General features: G+C 71.6%; 15 protein-coding genes. 10 read left to right on the top strand and 5 right to left on the bottom strand.

Annotated features, from left to right (window positions below; genetic code table 11):
• The first annotated feature begins 242 nt into the window (after positions 1–242).
• From AC5L35_RS30825 to AC5L35_RS30805, 5 genes are all read left to right on the top strand, one after another.
• Positions 243–1,589 (top strand): ABC transporter substrate-binding protein, encoded by a 1,347-nt coding sequence (locus AC5L35_RS30825; protein WP_495063242.1) that lies wholly within the window; start codon positions 243–245, stop codon positions 1,587–1,589.
• Positions 1,586–2,572 (top strand): carbohydrate ABC transporter permease, encoded by a 987-nt coding sequence (locus AC5L35_RS30820; protein WP_495063241.1) that lies wholly within the window; start codon positions 1,586–1,588, stop codon positions 2,570–2,572. The genes AC5L35_RS30825 and AC5L35_RS30820 overlap by 4 nt, the downstream gene beginning before the upstream one ends.
• Positions 2,569–3,459 carry a carbohydrate ABC transporter permease gene (locus tag AC5L35_RS30815; RefSeq protein ID WP_495063240.1) on the top strand — a complete coding sequence of 297 codons (891 nt, stop codon included), beginning with the start codon at positions 2,569–2,571 and terminating at the stop codon, positions 3,457–3,459. Before AC5L35_RS30820 ends, AC5L35_RS30815 begins: the two co-directional genes overlap by 4 nt.
• Positions 3,456–4,655 (top strand): Gfo/Idh/MocA family protein, encoded by a 1,200-nt coding sequence (locus tag AC5L35_RS30810; RefSeq protein ID WP_495063239.1) that lies wholly within the window; start codon positions 3,456–3,458, stop codon positions 4,653–4,655. The genes AC5L35_RS30815 and AC5L35_RS30810 overlap by 4 nt, the downstream gene beginning before the upstream one ends.
• A gap of 125 nt (positions 4,656–4,780) precedes the next feature.
• On the top strand, positions 4,781–5,608 hold the full coding sequence (locus AC5L35_RS30805; RefSeq protein WP_495063238.1) for a sugar phosphate isomerase/epimerase family protein: 828 nt from the start codon (positions 4,781–4,783) through the stop codon (positions 5,606–5,608).
• 99 nt (positions 5,609–5,707) lie between these two features.
• Here AC5L35_RS30805 and AC5L35_RS30800 read toward each other — a convergent pair whose 3' ends face one another.
• Both AC5L35_RS30800 and AC5L35_RS30795 read right to left on the bottom strand, forming a co-directional pair.
• Entirely contained in the window at positions 5,708–6,559 is an 852-nt protein-coding gene (locus AC5L35_RS30800; RefSeq protein ID WP_495063237.1) for a sugar phosphate isomerase/epimerase family protein, read from the bottom strand.
• 36 nt (positions 6,560–6,595) lie between these two features.
• Positions 6,596–7,594, bottom strand: a complete 999-nt coding sequence (locus tag AC5L35_RS30795) for a LacI family DNA-binding transcriptional regulator (protein WP_495063236.1) — start codon at positions 7,592–7,594, stop codon at positions 6,596–6,598.
• A 160-nt stretch (positions 7,595–7,754) separates the two neighbouring features.
• On the opposite strand from AC5L35_RS30795, the gene boxC reads away from it, so the two are divergent.
• Together boxC and boxB are read left to right on the top strand one after the other, a co-directional pair.
• Entirely contained in the window at positions 7,755–9,452 is a 1,698-nt protein-coding gene (gene boxC, locus AC5L35_RS30790) for a 2,3-epoxybenzoyl-CoA dihydrolase (RefSeq protein ID WP_495063235.1), read from the top strand.
• 14 nt (positions 9,453–9,466) lie between these two features.
• Positions 9,467–10,879 (top strand): benzoyl-CoA 2,3-epoxidase subunit BoxB, encoded by a 1,413-nt coding sequence (boxB, locus tag AC5L35_RS30785; RefSeq protein WP_495063234.1) that lies wholly within the window; start codon positions 9,467–9,469, stop codon positions 10,877–10,879.
• A 72-nt stretch (positions 10,880–10,951) separates the two neighbouring features.
• Here boxB and AC5L35_RS30780 read toward each other — a convergent pair whose 3' ends face one another.
• The 3 genes from AC5L35_RS30780 to AC5L35_RS30770 all read right to left on the bottom strand — a co-directional run bounded on the left by AC5L35_RS30780 (position 10,952) and on the right by AC5L35_RS30770 (position 14,358).
• Positions 10,952–11,383 (bottom strand): VOC family protein, encoded by a 432-nt coding sequence (locus tag AC5L35_RS30780; protein ID WP_495063233.1) that lies wholly within the window; start codon positions 11,381–11,383, stop codon positions 10,952–10,954.
• A gap of 80 nt (positions 11,384–11,463) precedes the next feature.
• Positions 11,464–13,032: an alpha/beta hydrolase gene (locus AC5L35_RS30775; protein ID WP_495063232.1), complete on the bottom strand. Its 1,569-nt coding sequence runs from the start codon at positions 13,030–13,032 to the stop codon at positions 11,464–11,466.
• A 279-nt stretch (positions 13,033–13,311) separates the two neighbouring features.
• Positions 13,312–14,358: a D-2-hydroxyacid dehydrogenase gene (locus tag AC5L35_RS30770; RefSeq protein WP_495063231.1), complete on the bottom strand. Its 1,047-nt coding sequence runs from the start codon at positions 14,356–14,358 to the stop codon at positions 13,312–13,314.
• A 128-nt stretch (positions 14,359–14,486) separates the two neighbouring features.
• Between AC5L35_RS30770 and AC5L35_RS30765 the strand changes: the two genes are divergently transcribed.
• The 3 genes from AC5L35_RS30765 to AC5L35_RS30755 all read left to right on the top strand — a co-directional run bounded on the left by AC5L35_RS30765 (position 14,487) and on the right by AC5L35_RS30755 (position 17,486).
• Positions 14,487–15,548 (top strand): alpha/beta fold hydrolase, encoded by a 1,062-nt coding sequence (locus AC5L35_RS30765; protein ID WP_495063230.1) that lies wholly within the window; start codon positions 14,487–14,489, stop codon positions 15,546–15,548.
• Between the two features lie 100 nt (positions 15,549–15,648).
• Positions 15,649–16,182, top strand: coding sequence for an RNA polymerase sigma factor (locus AC5L35_RS30760; RefSeq protein ID WP_495063229.1), 534 nt, complete (start codon positions 15,649–15,651; stop codon positions 16,180–16,182).
• Complete coding sequence (locus tag AC5L35_RS30755; protein WP_495063228.1) at positions 16,179–17,486, top strand: VOC family protein; 1,308 nt, start codon at positions 16,179–16,181, stop codon at positions 17,484–17,486. The genes AC5L35_RS30760 and AC5L35_RS30755 overlap by 4 nt, the downstream gene beginning before the upstream one ends.
• Positions 17,487–17,607: the final 121 nt, after the last annotated feature.

The raw sequence follows: 17,607 nt of genomic DNA, 5'->3' as shown, positions 1-17,607 counted from the left end.
ACGATTTCGGCAGAATTGGGAGATTCGTCTGCAGTGCGGCCGATTCGCCCGAAGTCCAGGCCGCTGCCGGACTGCCGCCGACCACCGGGAGGGCCGGGGGCGGGCTCGCCGCGCACGCCCGGCACCGGGCCGCCACGCCGCACTGCAAATTCCTGCAAGGGATTGTGCCCGCGATGCACCCTGCCTATCTTCGGGCCAGCAGAGGCGGGTACGCGGCTGCGATCAGACAAGGAGGTCTGACGATGTCCACTCGCAGGTTCCTGGCGGTGGCGGGGGCGCTCACGGTGGCGATGTCCCTGGCAGCGTGCGGTGGCGGGTCGAGCGGCGGGGGCGACGGTGACCACGCCGGACAGACCCTGCAGGTCTACCTCAGCAGGCAGTCGCAGTACCCCGACGAGCAGCAGCAGTGGATGCAGCGCATCAAGGACGAGTTCCGGAAGAAGACCGGCGCCGACGTCGAGTTCGAGACCTACACCTCGGCCACCGAGGAGCAGCAGAAGATCCAGACCTCGGTGGTCTCGGGTCAGGGCCCCGACATCTACGAGATCGGCACGACGTTCACCCCCACCGCCTACTCCAGCGGGGCGTTCCTGAAGTTCGGTGACGAGCAGTGGAACGCCGTCGGGGGGCGGGACCGGTTCGTACCCTCCACCCTCGCGATGTCCGGCCCGGACGAGGCCGACCAGATCGCCGTGCCGTTCTCGTCGATCCCGTTCGTGCTCGTCTACAACACCCAGATGTTCGCCGCCGCCGGCATCGACGGCCCCCCGTCCACCTGGGACGAGCTGGTGGCGGATGCGAAGAAGCTGACCCAGGGCGACACGTACGGCCTCGCGATGGACTACAAGGACCCGTTCTCGCCCTGGAAGTACATCTGGATGTTCGCCCAGCAGTACGGCAACCCGCTGGTGCAGGGCACGACCGCCCGGATCGACGACCCCACGGTCGCCTGGGCCTACGACGCCTACTTCGGGTTCCTCACCAAGGACAAGATCGTGAACCCGGACGCGGTCAACTGGGCATCGGCCGACGCGACAGCCAACTTCGCCTCCGGCAAGTCCGCGATGTTCACCATGACCAGCGCGAGCGTCATCCCGACGCTCGCGAAGTCGCCGGTGGCGAGCTCGTACGCGTTCGCACCGATGCCGACCGTCCCGCCGGGTGAGAGCGCGCTGCCCGCAGGCGGAGTGCCCGCCACCACCATCGTGTCCGGCCAGAACCTGGTGGTCGCCTCCTACTCCACGCAGCAGGACCTGGCGCTGCAGTACGTCGACCTGGTCACCTCCGAGGCCGAGCAGCAGCACTTCTCTGAGGTGTTCGGGGTGCTGCCGGTCAACGCCACGGCCGCCGGCGCGGTGGCGAGCGGGAAGGAGCAGTACGCGCCGGTGCTGGAAGCGGGCAAGCAGGCCAAGCCCACCCCGTTCACCGGTGCGTGGTCGGAGATCCAGCTGGGCCTGACGAACATCACGGTGCAGGCGCTCGCCGGCCTGAGCTCCGGTTCGGTGCCCCCCGACCAGGTCCAGCGGCAGCTCACCGAGCTCCAGCAGACGGCCCAGACGGCGGTCGACAAGGCGGCGGCCGCCCGGTGAGCCTCACCAGCCCGACGGACCGCCGGCCCACCGGGACCGGACCGACCGGTGACGCGGACGGGCCGGCGCGGGCCCGCGTCCGTCCGGCCGGCCCGGCGCGGCGCCGCCAGGGACCACTCTGGTTGCTGACTCCGGGCGGCCTGCTGCTGCTCGTGGTGGTCGTCGTGCCGTTCGTGCTGGCGCTGTGGATGTCGGTCACCGACCTCGACCAGTACACGCTGCGACAGTGGGCGGGGGCGCCGTTCCTCGGCCTGGGCAACTACGCCGAGGCCGTCACCACCGGCCCACTCCTGCACAGCGTGTGGCTGAGCGTCGCGTTCAGCGTGCTGACCACCGTGCTGACGCTGCCGCTCGGGCTCGCCGCGGCGTTCGCCGCGCACGACCGGTTCCGGGGCCGGGCGCTCGTGCGCTCGATCTTCCTCATCCCCTACGTGCTGCCGACGTTCGTGGTCGGCACCGTGTGGCGCATCGCGCTCGGGCCGGACGGCGCCGTGAACACCGTGCTCGGTTCCGTCGGGATCGAGGGGGGCAACTGGCTGATCGGCGACCGCACCTTCTGGACCCTCGTGCTGGTCGACACCTGGGCGGCGTGGCCGTTCGTGTACCTGCTCTGCCTGGCAGGCCTGCAGTCCATCGGCCGGGAGGTGCACGAGGCCGTGGCCGTCGACGGGGCGACGTGGTGGCAGAAGACCGTGCACATCGTGCTGCCGAGCCTGCGCGGTCCGCTCCTGCTGGCCGTGATCATCGCGACCCTGCACCACCTCAACAACTTCACGCTGCCGTTCGTGCTGTTCGGCTCGCCCGCCCCCGACCAGGTGAACGTCCTGCCGATCGCGATCTACTCGGCCTCGTTCCAGACGTTCCGCTTCGGCCTGGCCGCGGCGATGTCGGTGGCCTCGCTGGTGCTCGTGCTGATCCCGCTGCTGTTCTACCTGCGCGCCGTGCGGCTCGACACCGGCCTGGAGAAGGGGGCACCGGCATGACGGCCGACCTGCAGACCCGCGGACGCAGGCGTTCCGGGGTGGACGCCACCGCGATCCTCCCGCCGGGCCTGCGCCGCGCGGTGATCGCCGTGCTGGTGCTGCTCGTGCTGGCGCCGTGCGCCTACATCCTCGTGGCCTCCCTGATGCCGGACATCGAGGTGGCCTCCGGCGCGGTGATCCCCAGCAGCGTGACCCTGGAGAACTGGGTCGCGATCTGGACGACAGTGCCGCTGGCGCAGGGGCTGGGCACCAGCCTGCTGGTCTGCGGGGTCGTCGCCGTGGTCTCCGCGCTGCTGGCGGTGGCCACCGCCTACGTCCTCGTCCGGTTCACGTTCGTCGGGCGCGTCACGTTCCTGCGGGCGCTGGTGGGCCTGCAGAGCGTGCCGGGCACGCTGCTGCTGCTCCCGCTGTTCGTGGTCTACGCCTCGGCGCCCACCTACCTCGGGATCACGGTGGTGGGCACGACGTGGGGCCTGATGATCACCTACCTGACGTTCGCGCTGCCGTTCGCGACCTGGGTGATGGTCACCTACCTCCGCGGCATGCCGGTCGAGCTGGAGGAGGCCGGGCTCCTGGACGGCCTCGGCCGCATCGGGGTGCTCCGCCGCATCGTGCTCCCGCTGAGCGCACCCGGTCTGATCGTCGCCGCGATCTTCTCCTTCCTGCTGGGCTGGAACGACGTGCTGTTCGCGAGCGTCCTCACCCAGCCCCGCACCCGCACCGCGGCGGTCGTCCTGCAGGCGTTCGGGGCCTCGCAGGAGGGTGGGGCGCTCCCGCTCTACGGGCAGGTCATGTCGTCCGCCCTGGTCTGCGCCGCGCCCGTCGTCGTCCTTTACCTGATCTTCCAGCGCTACCTCGTGGGTGGCCTGACCGGAGGGCTGAAGTGAACGATTCCGTGCCTGCACCCGTGCGGTTCGCCGTCGTCGGCTGCGGGGTGATCGGACGCCTGCACGCTGAGGTCATCGCCGCGGGGCACGACACCGCGCTCAGCGTGCTCGTGGACACCGACCTCGCTGCCGCCGACGCCGTCGCCGACCACGTGGCGGGGCTGTTCGGCGAGCGTCCCGCCGTCACCACGTCGCTGGCCGAGGCGCTGGCCCGCGACGACGTCGACGCCGTGGCCGTCGCCGTGCCCAGCGGCGCGCACGCCGCCGTCTCGATCCCGGTGCTCGAGTCCGGGCGCCACCTCGTGGTGGAGAAGCCGCTCGACGTCAGCGTGGCCGCCGGCCGCGACGTCGCCGAGGCCGCGGCGCGGCACCCCGGTCTCGTCGCCGCCGTGATCAGCCAGCACCGGTTCGACCCGGCGAGCATCGCCGTCCACGACGCCGTCACGCGCGGGGAGCTGGGGCGGGTCACCTCGGCCGTCGCAACGGTGTCGTGGTGGCGCAGCCAGGGCTACTACGACTCGGGCGACTGGCGCGGCACCTGGGCGCTCGACGGGGGCGGCGCGCTGATGAACCAGGGCGTCCACACCGTCGACCTGCTGCTGTGGTTCCTCGGCACACCGATCGACGTGGTGGCCCACACGGCGCTGCTCGCCCACGAGCGGGTGGAGGTGGAGGACACGGTGGCCGCCGTGGTGCGCTTCGAGTCCGGCGCGCTCGCGACGCTGCACGCCACCACGGCGGCCTACCCCGGCCTCACCGTCCGCCTGCAGGTGATGGGGGACGCCGGCTCCGCGGTCGTGGACAACGACCGGCTCTACTACTTCCACAGCGCCCGTCGCGCCACCGAGGAGGCGGCGGGCGACGCCGGCGTCGGACCCAACCGCGGGGTCGGCGGCGACGGCAACCAGGCGGCCCAGCTCCTCGCCGAGGAGGAGACCGGGCGGCACGTCGGAGGCGGGCCGGGCACCAGCGCCATGTTCGACGGTCACCACCGCCAGTACCTCGACGTCCTCGAGGCGATCCGGACGGGCGGCACGCCCGGCGTGACCGTGGCCGACGCCCTGCTGGCGCTGGCCACCGTGCAGGCCGTCTACGAGTCGGCCCGCACCGGCGCCCCGGTCCTGATCGCCGACGTCCTGGAGGGGCGGGTCGTGCCTGCCCCCGAACCCCCTCGGCGGCCCGCCGCCGTCAGCTAGTGCGGTGGCCACGAACGTTGCCGGGTTGATCGCGGGATCCAGGTGGTTCCTCGCAAGGCGCCGCCCGCAGCTCATACCCGGGGTATTTCCGCACTAACCCCGACCCCGACCAGAGGAGCCCAGCCGTGTGGACCCTGTCCGGCTTCGCCGACGAGATCTCCCCCGACCTGGACGAGCAGGTCCGCGTGCTCACCGAGCTGGGAATGTCCCAGCTGGAGCTGCGCGGCGCCTGGGACACGAACGTCGCCGACTTCGACGACGAGCAGGTGGAGCGCATCGCCCGCACCCTCGACGGCGCCGGCATCGCGGTGTCGTCGATCGGCTCCCCCATCGGCAAGGTGCCGGTGACCGCCGACCTGGACGAGCACGTGGCCCGCTTCCGCCGCTGCGCGCAGGTGGGTCGCCGGCTCGGTGCCCCGTACGTGCGGGTCTTCTCCTTCTACCCGAGCGACCCGAAGGACCCCGCCGCCGACCGTGACACCGTGCTGAGCGGCATGTCGGCGCTGGCGGCAGCGGCCGAGCAGGAGGGCGTGGTGCTGCTGCACGAGAACGAGAAGGCGATCTACGGGGACGTTCCCGAGCGCTGCCTCGACCTCGTCGAGTCCGTGGGCTCGCCCGCGCTGCGCCTCACCTGGGACCCCGCCAACTTCGTGCAGTGCGGCGTCCGGCCGTTCACCGAGGGCTACGAGATGCTGCGCCCGTACGTGGACTACATCCAGATCAAGGACGCGATCGCCGCGACCGGCGAGGTGGTGCCCGCCGGGAAGGGGGACGGCGAGGTGGCGCAGACCGTGACGGCCCTGCGCGCCGACGGTTTCGACGGGTGCTTCTCGCTGGAGCCGCACCTGGCGCAGGCCCACACCCGCGGCGGTTTCAGCGGGCCGGAGCTGTTCGCCACGGCCCACGCGGCGTTCACCGGGCTGTTGCGCGAGCAGGACATCCCGTTCCGCTGACGCGCTCCCGCGTTGCGGCGCCCTCCCTCGTCGCAGCAAAGCCACTTTGCTGCAACGAGGTTGCGGCAACGTGGCTTTGCTGCAATCCGGCGGCCCCGGTCAGGCGGGCACGGCCGCCCGGGCGGCGCGCAGGTAGGCGAGGTTGGCGGCCGTCCGCTCGGCCAGCGGCCGGTCGGTGGAGAAGTCCTCGACGGTGACCCAGCCGTCGTAGCCCAGCTCCGTCAGGTGCCGCAGGTAGTCGGCCACATCGGCCTGGCCGGTGGGCAGCTCCGCCCACGCGTGCTCCCAGCGGACGGTGCCGTCCACCTCCGTCTCCGCCGGTCGCCAGGCGCAGTTCTTCACGTGCACGTGCGCCAGGTACGGGCCGAGCATCTCCAGGCCGGCCCGGATGTCCTCCCCGCCCTCGATCACGAGGTTGCCGAGGTCGTGGATCACCCCGACGGCGTCCGGGTCCACCCCCTCGAGCAGGCGCAGCGCGGCCGAGGAGCTGGAGACGACGGTCTGGTGGTGCAGCTCGACGAGGACCTTGACGTCGTGGCGGGCGGCGCGCACGGCGATGTCGGCGAAGCTGCGGCGGGCCTGGGCGAACAGCTCGGGGTAGGGCGCCGCCCCGAGGGCGGGCGTGCGCACGCGCACCTGCCCGGCACCGAGGGCGGCGGTGGCGGCGAGCAGCCGGTCGACGTCGGCGTGCTCGTCGCACAGGGCGTAGCCGCCGATCCCGGAGAACGCCAGGCCGGCGCCAACGGTCAGCTCGCGGATCCGCGGCACGTCGTCCTCGAGGGTGGCCAGCGGCCAGGTGCAGCGGTTCCCGGCCCAGAAGCCCGGTTGCAGGGCGTCCTGCTGGTCGACCACGCGCCACTCGATGCCGTCCCAGCCCTGCGCGGCCAGCTGCTCGACGGCCTCCTGGGGCGTCCACTGCGGCAGTGCTGCGGTGAAGACCGAGAACCTCAAGGTTCCTCCTGTGTCACTGAATCCTGATCCGGGGTGTCACTGCTGTCGTGTCGTCCGGGTGGGGGCGGGTCCGGTCGAGCCGCGGATCGTCAGCACGGCGGGCACGGTGTGCACGCGCGGCGGGGGCGGCACCGGCCGCAGCTGCTCCAGCAGCATGTCCGTGGCCAGCCGCCCGACCTGCTCGATGGAGGCGGTGATGGTGGTGAGCGGGGGGTGGCAGAAGTCGGCGCCGAAGGTGTCGTCGCACCCCACCACGCTCATGTCGTCCGGCACCGCGAGCCCGCGGGCGAACAGCCGCTGCAGCACGCCCAGCGCGATGAGGTCGTTGAAGGCCAGCACCGCCGTGACCCCGGCGTGCACGGCGGCGTCGGCCGCGGCCGCACCGGCGGCCCGGGTGGGCGGGAACGGCCCGAGGCGCCGGACCGACAGCCCGTCCCGGCGCGCCGCCATCTGCACGGCCCGCCAGCGGCGCCCGTTGGACCACGAGGAACGCGGGCCGGAGAGGTAGGCGACGTCGCGATGACCGAGCGAGGCCAGGTGGTGCAGGGCCTGGACCATGCCGGACGGGGTGTCGATGACCACCGAGGCCACGCCGGGCGTGCTGCGGTTGACGGCGGTGAGGGGTACCGACCTGGCCGCCTCGCGCAGCGCGTCGTCGCTCAGCCGCGACGCACCCAGCACCAACCCGTCGGTGCCCCTCGCCGCGGTCGCGATGTGGTGGTGCTCCAGCTCCACCGACTCGTCGGTGTCGATCAGGATCTGGCTGTAGCCGGCGGCGGCCGCCTGGGCCTGGGTGCCGCGGACCAGGTCGAAGAAGAACGGGTTGGTGATGTCGGGGACGAGCAGTGCGAGCGTCATGGATCGGCCCGTCATCAGCGACCGGGCGGCGGTGCTCGGCCGGTAGTCCAGCTCGGCGACCGCGGCGAGCACCCGCTCCCGGGTGGCCGCGTTGACGAGGTCCGGCCGGGAGATCGCGCGCGAGACCGTGGAGATGGAGACGCCGCAGGCGCTGGCCACGTCGTGGATGGTCGCCATGCCCCCGCCCTGCTCGCGTCATTGCGACGAGCGGGAGAGGGTCCCGCCCGTGACTGCACGTTAGTGCAAGCGCTTGCCTCGGGTAACCCTCTTCAAGTTCTACAGCTATAGCACGCTTCGACTTGATGTTGTAGAGTATCGACGACCTCCGGAGGAGCCGATGACGACCACCGCAGATCCCGACCAGGCCGCGATCCCGGCGGTCTCGTTCGACACCGACCCGTCGTCCTACCGGCACTGGGCGCTCGACATCGACGGCGAGGTCGCCTACCTGCGCCTCGACGTCGACGAGTCGGGCGGCATCGTCCCGGGCTACGAGCTCAAGATGAACAGCTACGACCTGGGCGTCGACATCGAGCTCTACGACGCCACGCAGCGGCTGCGCTTCGAGCATCCCGAGGTGCGTGCCGTGGTGGTCACCAGCGCGAAGGACCGCAACTTCTGCGCAGGCGCCAACATCCGGATGCTCGCGCAGAGCTCGCACCCGTGGAAGGTGAACTTCTGCAAGTTCACCAACGAGACCCGCAACGGCATCGAGGACGCCGGGGAGAACTCCGGCCAGACCTACCTCGCGGCCGTCAACGGCACCGCGGCGGGCGGCGGGTACGAGCTCGCGCTCGCCTGCGACCAGATCCTGCTGATCGACGACAACTCCTCGGCGGTGTCGCTGCCCGAGGTACCACTGCTGGGGGTGCTCCCCGGCACCGGCGGGCTCACCCGCATCGTCGACAAGCGGCGGGTGCGCAAGGACCGCGCCGACGTGTTCGCCACGAGGTCCGAAGGTGTGCGCGGCAAGCAGGCGGTCGAGTGGAAGCTCGTCGACGAGGTGATCCCGAAGCGGGTGTGGGACGAGACCGTCCGCGAACGGGCTGCCGCCGCGGCGGCGCGCTCCACCCGGCCCGCCGGCGCACAGGGCATCTCCCTCCCCCCGCTGCAGCGGGAGGAGACCGAGCAGGGCATCCGCTACCGGCACGTCGAAGCCCGTTTCGACCGTGACCTGGGCGTCGTCGAGATCACCGTCCACGGCCCCGAGGGCGACCTGCCCGACACGGTCGAGCGCGTGCACGAGCTCGGCGCCGGCTTCTGGCCGCTGGCCATGACCAGGGAGCTCGACGACCTCGTCCTGCGCCTGCGGGCCAACGAGCTCGAGCTGGGCACCTGGCTCATCCGCACGAAGGGTGACGTCGAGGACGCGCTGGCTTTCGAGCGGGTGATCGCCGAGCACTCGCGCGGCGACTGGCTGGTCAACGAGATCCGCCACTACTTCAAGCGCGTGCTCAAGCGCCTCGACGTCACCTCGCGGTCGTTGATCGCGCTGATCGAGCCGGGGTCGTGCTTCGCGGGTGCGCTGCTGGAGCTGGCGCTCGCGTGCGACCGGCAGTACATGTTGGAGGGCTTCCTCGAGGAGGACGCGCAGGAGGGTGAGCCGGCGCAGATCGTCCTGTCGGAGTCCAACTTCGGCGCGTTCCCGATGAGCAACGGGCTCTCCCGGCTCGGGTCGCGGTTCTACGGCGATGACGACCACGTCGCCAAGCTCCACCAGGAGACCGGACGCCGGATCGAGGCCGTGGAGGCGATGGAGCTGGGCCTCGTCACCGACGCGCCGGACGACATCGACTGGGAGGACGAGATCCGGATCATGCTGGAGGAGCGCGCCTCCCTCTCCCCCGACGCGCTCACCGGCATGGAGGCCAACCACCGGTTCGTCGGACCGGAGACCATGGAGTCGCGCATCTTCTCGCGGCTCACCGCATGGCAGAACTGGATCTTCGTTCGACCCAACGCATCGGGCCCCGACGGCGCGCTGCGCAGGTACGGCACGGGACGCAAGGCCGACTTCGACCGCAAGCGAGTCTGAGAGCAGAGCGAATCATGTCAATCGACTACTCCGAGAAGATCCCGAACAACGTCGATCTGGCCGGTGACCGCAAGCTCCAGCGCGCGCTGGAGAGCTGGCAGCCCAACTTCCTCACCTGGTGGAAGACGATGGGGCCCGCTGTCCCGACCGAGGACGTCTACCTGCGCACGGCGGTCGCCGTCGGACGGGAGGGATGGGCGCACTTCGACCACGTCGCGATGGAGGAGTACCGCTGGGGCGTGTTCCTCGCCGAGCGCAACGCCGACCGTCGCATCGCGTTCGGGGAGCAGAAGGGCCAGCCCGTCTGGCAGCAGGTCCCCGGCGAGTACCGCGCCGACCTGCAGCGCCTCATCGTCATCCAGGGCGACACCGAGCCCGCGTCGGTCGAGCAGCAGCGCAGGCTCGGCGAGACCGCGCCGTCGCTCTACGACCTCCGCAACCTCTTCCAGGTCAACGTGGAGGAGGGCCGCCACCTCTGGGCGATGGTCTACCTGCTGCACGCCTACTTCGGGCGCAACGGGCGCGAGGAGGCCGAGGCGTTGCTGCAGCGCAACTCCGGCGACCTCGACAGCCCGCGGATCCTCGGGGCGTTCAACGAGGAGACGCCGGACTGGCTGTCGTTCTTCATGTTCACCTACTTCACCGACCGCGACGGGAAGTACCAGCTCGGCACGCTGAAGGAGTCCGCCTTCGATCCCCTGAGCCGCACCTGCGAGTTCATGCTCAAGGAAGAGGCGCACCACATGTTCGTCGGCACCACGGGTGTCGACCGCGTGGTGGCGCGTAGCGCCGAACTCATGCGCGAGCACGACACCGAGGACATCGCCCCGCACGGCGGCATCCCGCTCGACGTGATCCAGAAGTACATCAACTTCCACTACTCGGTGTCGCTGGACCTCTTCGGCTCCGAGCAGTCCACCAACGCCGCCAACTACTTCACCGCGGGCCTCAAGGGGCGCTGGCAGGAGGAGCGGCGCAAGGACGACCACGTCCTCACCGAGGACGCGGCCCAGATCGAGCTCGTGCGCGACGGCGAGCTCATCACCGACGAGTTCCCGGCACTGCTGGCGCTGAACAACGACCTGCGCACGGAGTACGTCTCCGACTGCCAGAGCGGGCTCAAGCGCTGGAACCGGGTGCTCGAACAGGGCGGCGTCGACCGGCGGCTGTCCTTGCCGCACGTCGGCTTCAACCGGGACGTCGGCCTGTTCTCCGAGCACCACATCACGCCGAAGGGCGACCTCGTCGGCCCCGACGTCTGGGAGGCCAACCGCGACCGGTGGCTGCCCACCGAGGCCGACAAGACCCACGTCCGGTCCCTGATGCGGCCGGTCTACGAGCCCGGCAAGATCGCCGGCTGGATCGCCCCGCCGTCCCACGGGATCAACGACAAGCCCTTCGAGTACGAGTACGTGCACTTCCCCTGACCCCCGCCCCGTTGCAGCAAAGCCACGTTCATGCCATCTGGTTGCGTGAACGTGGCTTTGCTGCAATCCGGGCTAGAGGGGTGCCGTGAGCTCGAGGTGGACGCCGTCCGGGTCGTCGAACGACAGGATCGAGATCCCGAAGTCGGTGAGGTCCTTGACCGAGCCGTGCGGGACCCCGTGCTCCTCCAGCCGGTCCGCGGCCTCCACCAGGGCCTCGCGGGTGGGCACGGTGAAGCTGAGGTGGTCGAGCCCGACCCGCTCGGCCACGAACCGGTCGGTGCCGGACGCGACGGGGCGCAGCCCGAACAGCATCCCGTGGTAGCGGAGCACCACACCGCCGTAGAGCCGGCCGGGATCCCGCAGCACCGCGGGATCGTCCGGGCTGCCGTCCGACTCCGCTGCCACCTCGAAACCGAGCACCTCGGAGTAGAACGCCCGGGAACGCTCCAGGTCGGTGACGGTGAGCCGGAGATGGTGGATGCCGGCGGTGTCGATCAGTCCCATCACTCCAGTGTCCGCCCGCCCGGCACCGGGCCGGGTCGAGCGGCGTGTGGGACCGGGTACACCCGACGGCCGGGGTACCCCTAGGCGGGGCCTGCTGCCGCCGACGCCGTGGGGGTCGGCTGCGGGAGCGGGTCGCACCGCGCGTCGGATCCGTCTCCCGGCACGCGCTTGGGCAGCACGCCCTTGCCGAGATAGTCGGCGACGTGGTTGTCCACGCACTGGTCACCCGAGAGCGACGCCGCGTGCGTGGTGCCTCCCACCCCCTCGACCAGCGCGGAGTTCGGGAACAGGCGGCGCGCCTCGAGACTGCCCTCGAACGGCGTGGCGCCGTCGAGCGTCTCGCTGATCAGCAGCAGGCTCTTCACCTTGCTGCCGTCGATCTGCACCGGCTTGCCCGGCTTCACGGGCCAGAAGGCGCACGGCGCGTTGTACCAGGCGTTGGCCCAGGTCTCGAACGGCGCTTGCACGTCGACCTTCGCGTTGTCCTCGCGCCACTGGTTCCAGTCGGCCGGCCACGGAGCGTCGGTGCACTGCACGGCGAGGTAGACGGCGTAGTTGTTGTCGTCGGTCGGCGACGCCGACCCGTCGTAGACGGCCTTGAGCGGCGCAGGGTCACCGCTCTTGACCCACACGGAGAACGCGCTCGCGACCTTCTCCCAGTTGCGGACGTCGTAGCCGGCGGCGAGGAAGAGGTCGGTCCACTCGGACGGCCCGATCAGCCCACCGGCCGGCTTCTGGCGCAGCTTGTCCTTCTCGCTGTAGAAGAGCTTCTCGATGTCCTCGCCGTTGTTGCCCAGCCGGTAGATGTCGTCGTGCTTGGCGATCCAGTCGAAGAAGATCTTGATGTTGCGGTCGAACGCGACGTCCTGGGCGAGGTTGGCCTGGTACCAGACGTTCCGCTCGTCGACCACGCCGTCGAGGACCATCCGCCGCACCCGGTCCGGGAACAGCGTGGCGTACACCTGGCCGATGTAGGTGCCGTAGGAGTAGCCGTAGTAGTTGATCTGGTCGGCGCCGACCGCCTTCCGGATGCTCTCCATGTCGTCGATGGTGTCGACGGTCGTGATGTGCTTGAGGAGATCGCCGCCCTTCGCGCCGCACGCCTTCGCGTAGGACTCGGCGCGTTTCAGCCAGGCGGACTCGGCGCCGGGGGTCTCCGGGTCGTAGTCCGGACGGTTGTAGCCGGCGTAGTCGGGCACGCAGCTCAGGGCCGGCCGGCTCGAACCCACGCCGCGCGGGTCGAAACCGATCCAGTCGTAGCTCGCGCCGACGTTGTCCGGCACCGCGGAACCGAGGAGGGAGAGCCCGAACCCGGAGCCGCCCGGCCCGCCGGGGTTGACGAGCATGACGCCCTGGTACTGGCTCTGCGGGGTGGTGTGCTTCACCATCGACACCGCGAGCTTGATCTTCGTCTGCTGGGGTGCCGAGTAGTCGAGCGGAACCTCGACGAAGCCGCACTGGGCCGAGACGGCCTGGAGCTGGACCGCGGAGCAGGGGCCCCACGCGATGGGCGGGGGCGTGTAGTCGGGCTCGGGATCGGCGGCGGCCGCGACCTCCGTGACCGGGGCCGCCACGGCATGCGCCGTCAGATCGGGACGCGCCGTGGGCGCGATGGCCGCGCCGACCAGCACGAGGCCGACAGCCGCCATGATCGTCACAATTCTCCGCACGCATGCCCCCCAGTCCCGCCCGGGAACGAGCGGAAAGACCCCTCAGACGAGTGACTTGTCACTGTGCGCTATCAACCGTCAAACCTCAATCGGGGGCGGGACCGCACGAGAGTGTTCAGCGCCACGTAGCGCGCAGACGTCCGGTCCGGTCCGGACAACAGGAACAAACCGCCGGTCAGGGGGTCGGGACGGCGCACAGAGGGGTGCGCGGCCGGGGCCGTAGCGATCACGGTGGCCCCCGGTCGCGCCGTGGAGCACCTAGTAGAACTCGACGGTGTTGACCACGTTCCGCAGCGGCCGCCCGTCGAGCAGCCTGCCGGCGTTCTCGGCGAAGAGCTCGGCGATCCGGCGGTCCTCGGCCGGTGTCAGAGTGGCGGTGTGCGGGCTGATCAGCACGTTCGGCAGGTGCCACAGCGGGCTCGCCGGGTCGAGGGGCTCGGCGGCGAACACGTCGAGCGCCGCGAAGCCGATCCGACCGTCATCCAGTGCCTCGACCAGCGCGTCCTCGTCGATCACCGTGCCGCGCCCGACGTTGACGAGTGTGGTGCCGGGCCGGACGGCCGCGAGCACCTCGGCGCTCACCAGCTTCTCGGTGGCGGCCGTGCCGGGCAGGGTGACGACGACGGCGTCGACCCGCGGGACGACGGTGGCGAGCTCGTCGGGGTGCACCAGTTCGTCGACGCCGTCGACGGGTTCGCCGCGCCTGCTCGTGCCGATCACCGTGGCGCCCAGCGCCGCGAGCACCCTGGCCACCTCGCTGCCGATCCCGCCGAGCCCGACCAGCAGCACGGTCTGCTCGCGCAGCTGACCCATCGGCCAGCGATCCCACTGGCGCGTTGCCTTGTCGGCGAGCAGCTTCGGCAGGTTCTTCGCCCCCGCCAGCAACCCGAGGAGGGCGAACTCCGTGAGCGGGGCCGCGTGGACCCCCGCCGACGTCGTGAACGTGACGCGGTCGAGCTGCTCCTGGGTGAGCTCTGCCGCCTTGACGTGGGCACCGCCTCCGGCGGCCATCGTCTGCACCCACCGCAGGCCGGGATTGGCCTCGACCGCCCGGCGCAGCTCGGCGGGCTTGTCGTCCGGGATCCCGTAGAGCGCCTCCGCCTCGGCGAGCATCTTCTCGAAGCGCTCCTGCTGCTCCGGGGTGCGGACGAACGACGGGTCGCCGGAGTGGTCGGCCGGGTACCGGACGGGCGGCAGCAACTCCTGGTCGCGCACCAGTTCGATGCGCGGTTCCAGCTGCTCGATCAGCCCGCACAGCTCCTCGCTCAGGGGTGTCGCCACCGCGACCCGGAGCCGATCCTGCACCTGCCACCTCCCGTTCGGACCACCGCTGCCGACCACGGCAGCGTGCACAAGCCTGACACGACCGGCCGCCCTCGCCACCGGCCGCTCCCGACCTTGCCGGGGGCGCCGGGACCGACGAGCATCCGGACATGACCAAGTCCCCGGTGCCGTTGCTCCCCGGCGTCCGTTCCGCGACCGTCGACACCGGCCGCATCCGGACGCACTACCTGGAGTCGGGCCCGGCCGATGCCGCGCCGATCCTGATGGTGCACGGCAACCTCTCCACCGGCCGCTTCTTCGAGCACCTGATGCCGGAGCTGCCGCAGTACCGCGTCATCGCCCCGGACATGCGGGGCTTCGGCGACTCCGAACCCGCTCCGGTGGACGCGACCCGCGGCCTCGGCGACTGGGCGGACGACCTCGTCGCGCTGACCCGCGCCCTGCGGATCGACCGGCCACCGCATCTCGTCGGCTGGTCGACGGCGGCCGCGGCGATCGCCCGGTACGCGATGGAGCGGCCGGTCGCGTCGCTGACGTTCCTCGACCCCGTCCCGCCCCACGGCTACGGGGGTGTCCGCGCCGACGGCACACCGTGCTTCCCCGACTTCGCCGGGTCCGGCGGCCGCACCGTCGAGCCGGAGATCGCGCGGCGCATCGCCGCGGGCGACGACTCCGCCGACAGTCCCTTCTCCATCCGCAACGTGCTGAACACCTTCTACTTCGCACCGACCCACCGGGAGCCGCCGGAACGCGAGGACCTGCTCGTCGCGGAGATCCTGAAGACCGTCACCGGGGACGCCAACTTCCCGGGCGACTCCACCGCCTCGCCGAACTGGCCGGGCATGGCGCCCGGCACCTCCGGCCTCATCAACGCCCTGTCGCCGAAGTACTGCGACTGGACGGGCATCGTCGACATCGACCCCAAGCCACCCGTCCTGTGGACGCACGGCAGCGCCGACCTCGTGGTGGCCGACGGATCGCCGCTGGAGCTGGGCACCCTCGGCGCGTCGGGTGCCGTCCCGGGGTGGCCGGGGCCGGACGTGTTCCCCCCGCAGCCGATGGTGACCCAGATCCGGGACGTGCTGCAGCGCTACGCCGACGCAGGCGGGGTGGTGCGGACCGAGATCTTCGACGGCGCGGGGCACGGCCCCCACCTCGACTCCCGCGAGAAGTGGCTGGCGGTGTTCGCCGAGTTCCTCACGTCCGCCTGACCCGCGAGTCGCCCGTTCTGCACGCGCGAGTCGCCTCTTCTTGCTGCTCCGATGGGGTGAAACACCGTCGGAGAACCGGCGCTTCGGCCGATGAAGAGGTGTGCAGAACAGCAGCGGGAGGACCCGGCCGGACGCCGGCTCCGCGCTGCTCGATCTGTACGACGAGGCGCTCCGCGAGGTGTACGGATATCTGCTCGCCCGCTGCGGCTGGCAGGCCCTCGCCGAGGACCTGACGGCCGAGACGTTCCTGAGCGCCGTCGCCGCCTGCCTCGGCGACCGGCCCCCGACGCCCAGCACGGCATGGCTGGTGGGCATCGCCCGGCACAAGCTCGCGGACCACTGGCGCGCGGCCGAACGCGAGCAGCGGAACCTGCGCTCCGTCGACGGCGGGCCGACACCGGTCGACGACCCGTGGGACGAACGGCTCGACGCGATGCTCGCGCACGAGGTGCTGGACGCGCAGTCCGGCACCCACCGCGCCGTGCTGACCCTGCGGTACCTTGACGGGCTGCCGGTGCCGGAGGTGGCACAGGTGCTGGGACGCACCGTGCACGCCACCGAGGCGCTGCTCGTGCGGGCCCGAGCGGCATTCCGCCGCAGCTACTCCACTCGGGGGGAGGACGGCCCGCGATGACCGACGCCTTCGACGCCCTCCGCATCCCCGACGCCCCGGCCACCCCCGACCCGGAGTTCGCCGACGGCCTGCGCACCCACCTCGAGCGAGCGATGCTGGACCAGCCGGAGGACACCGTCCCCGCCACCGAGGCGACCGCCGGCGGAGCGACCATCACCGAGGCGACCGGCCCCGAGCCGACCACCATCACCGACACCACCGCCGGCAAGGCCGCGGCCCTGCCGCTGCACACCGTCACGCCCTACCTGGCGGTGTCGGACGCGCGCGCCGCCGTGGAGTTCTACGTCGGCGCGTTCGGAGCGGCACGCCGCGGCGAGCCGGTGCTGATGCCGGACGGCCGGATCGGCCACGTCGAGGTCATGCTCGGCGACAGCGTGCTGATGATGGCCGACGAGTTCCCCGAACTGGATCTGCTGGCCCCGGTGACGCGCGGTGGTTCCACCCAGTCGCTGCGCCTCGAGGTCACCGACCCCGACGCGGTGGTCGAGCGTGCGCTCGCGGCCGGTGGCGTGCTGGAGCGTCCTGTCACCGACTCGCCCTACGGCCGCGGCGGCGTCGTGCTCGACCCGTTCGGGCACCGGTGGATGGTGTCGCGGGAACCGGCGAGACCGCGTACCGGCGACGTCGTCCACGCCAGCATCTGGACGGTCGACGTCGAGCGCGCCGAACGCTTCTACGCCGCCGTACTCGGCTGGACGGTGGAGCCAGGCTCCGGGCCGCAGCACCGCCGGGTGACGAACGCGGGCACCCGGCTGGGACTGTCCGGCGGCCACGACCGGAGCACGCTCATGCTCTGCTTCGCCGTGCCCGACGTCGACGCCGCCGTCGCGGTGGTTCGCGCGGCGGGCGGCACGGCGGGCGAACCGGAGGACCAGCCCTACGGCCGCGTCGCGGACTGCGTGGACGACCTGGAGGTGCCCTTCGCGCTCTGGAGCGGACCGCCCGGTCCCCCGCCCGAGGCCGACGGCGCGATCGCCCACCTCGTGCTGCGGGTGCCCGAAGCCGCCCGGGCCAGGGCGTTCTACGGCACGGTCCTCGGCTGGGGGTTCGCGCCCGCCCGCGTCGCCAACGGGTGGAACGTGCGCACGGCGGCAGGTGAGCCGCGACCCCGCACGTCGATCTGGGGCGGGCGGTCCGAGCCCGCGGTGGTGGTGCCGTCGTTCGCCGTTCCGGATCTCGCCGCCGCGGTGCAGGCCGTCCGGGCCGCGGGCGGCACCGGCGCCGAACCCGAGCGGCGCCCGTTCGGCAGGGCGGCCGAGTGCGCCGACGACCAGGGCGGCCGGTTCCAGCTCGTCGAACGCTGAGATCGGCTCGGTCGTCCGGTCCGATCGGACTGGGAGGAGGCCACCGGGACCCGATCGGGCTACCCTCATCCGGCGGGGCCGGCGGACGCTCGCTCCACGGCACCACATCAGGGGAGCGCTC

The organism is Pseudonocardia sp. OZ21 (genome assembly GCF_059359135.1).
Note: the sequence above shows the minus strand (reverse complement) of the source record. Positions and strands in the feature narration are given on the sequence as shown.

What these genes read in the sequence shown, in the direction of transcription:
- AC5L35_RS30825 (WP_495063242.1), top strand. Translation starts at nt 243, where the DNA reads ATGTCCACTCGCAGGTTCCTGGCGGTGGCGGGGGCGCTCACGGTGGCG.
- AC5L35_RS30815 (WP_495063240.1), top strand. Translation starts at nt 2,569, where the DNA reads ATGACGGCCGACCTGCAGACCCGCGGACGCAGGCGTTCCGGGGTGGAC.
- AC5L35_RS30795 (WP_495063236.1), bottom strand. Translation starts at nt 7,594, where the DNA reads ATGGCGACCATCCACGACGTGGCCAGCGCCTGCGGCGTCTCCATCTCC.
- boxC (WP_495063235.1), top strand. Translation starts at nt 7,755, where the DNA reads ATGACGACCACCGCAGATCCCGACCAGGCCGCGATCCCGGCGGTCTCG.
- boxB (WP_495063234.1), top strand. Translation starts at nt 9,467, where the DNA reads ATGTCAATCGACTACTCCGAGAAGATCCCGAACAACGTCGATCTGGCC.
- AC5L35_RS30780 (WP_495063233.1), bottom strand. Translation starts at nt 11,383, where the DNA reads ATGGGACTGATCGACACCGCCGGCATCCACCATCTCCGGCTCACCGTC.
- AC5L35_RS30775 (WP_495063232.1), bottom strand. Translation starts at nt 13,032, where the DNA reads ATGGCGGCTGTCGGCCTCGTGCTGGTCGGCGCGGCCATCGCGCCCACG.
- AC5L35_RS30765 (WP_495063230.1), top strand. Translation starts at nt 14,487, where the DNA reads ATGACCAAGTCCCCGGTGCCGTTGCTCCCCGGCGTCCGTTCCGCGACC.
- AC5L35_RS30755 (WP_495063228.1), top strand. Translation starts at nt 16,179, where the DNA reads ATGACCGACGCCTTCGACGCCCTCCGCATCCCCGACGCCCCGGCCACC.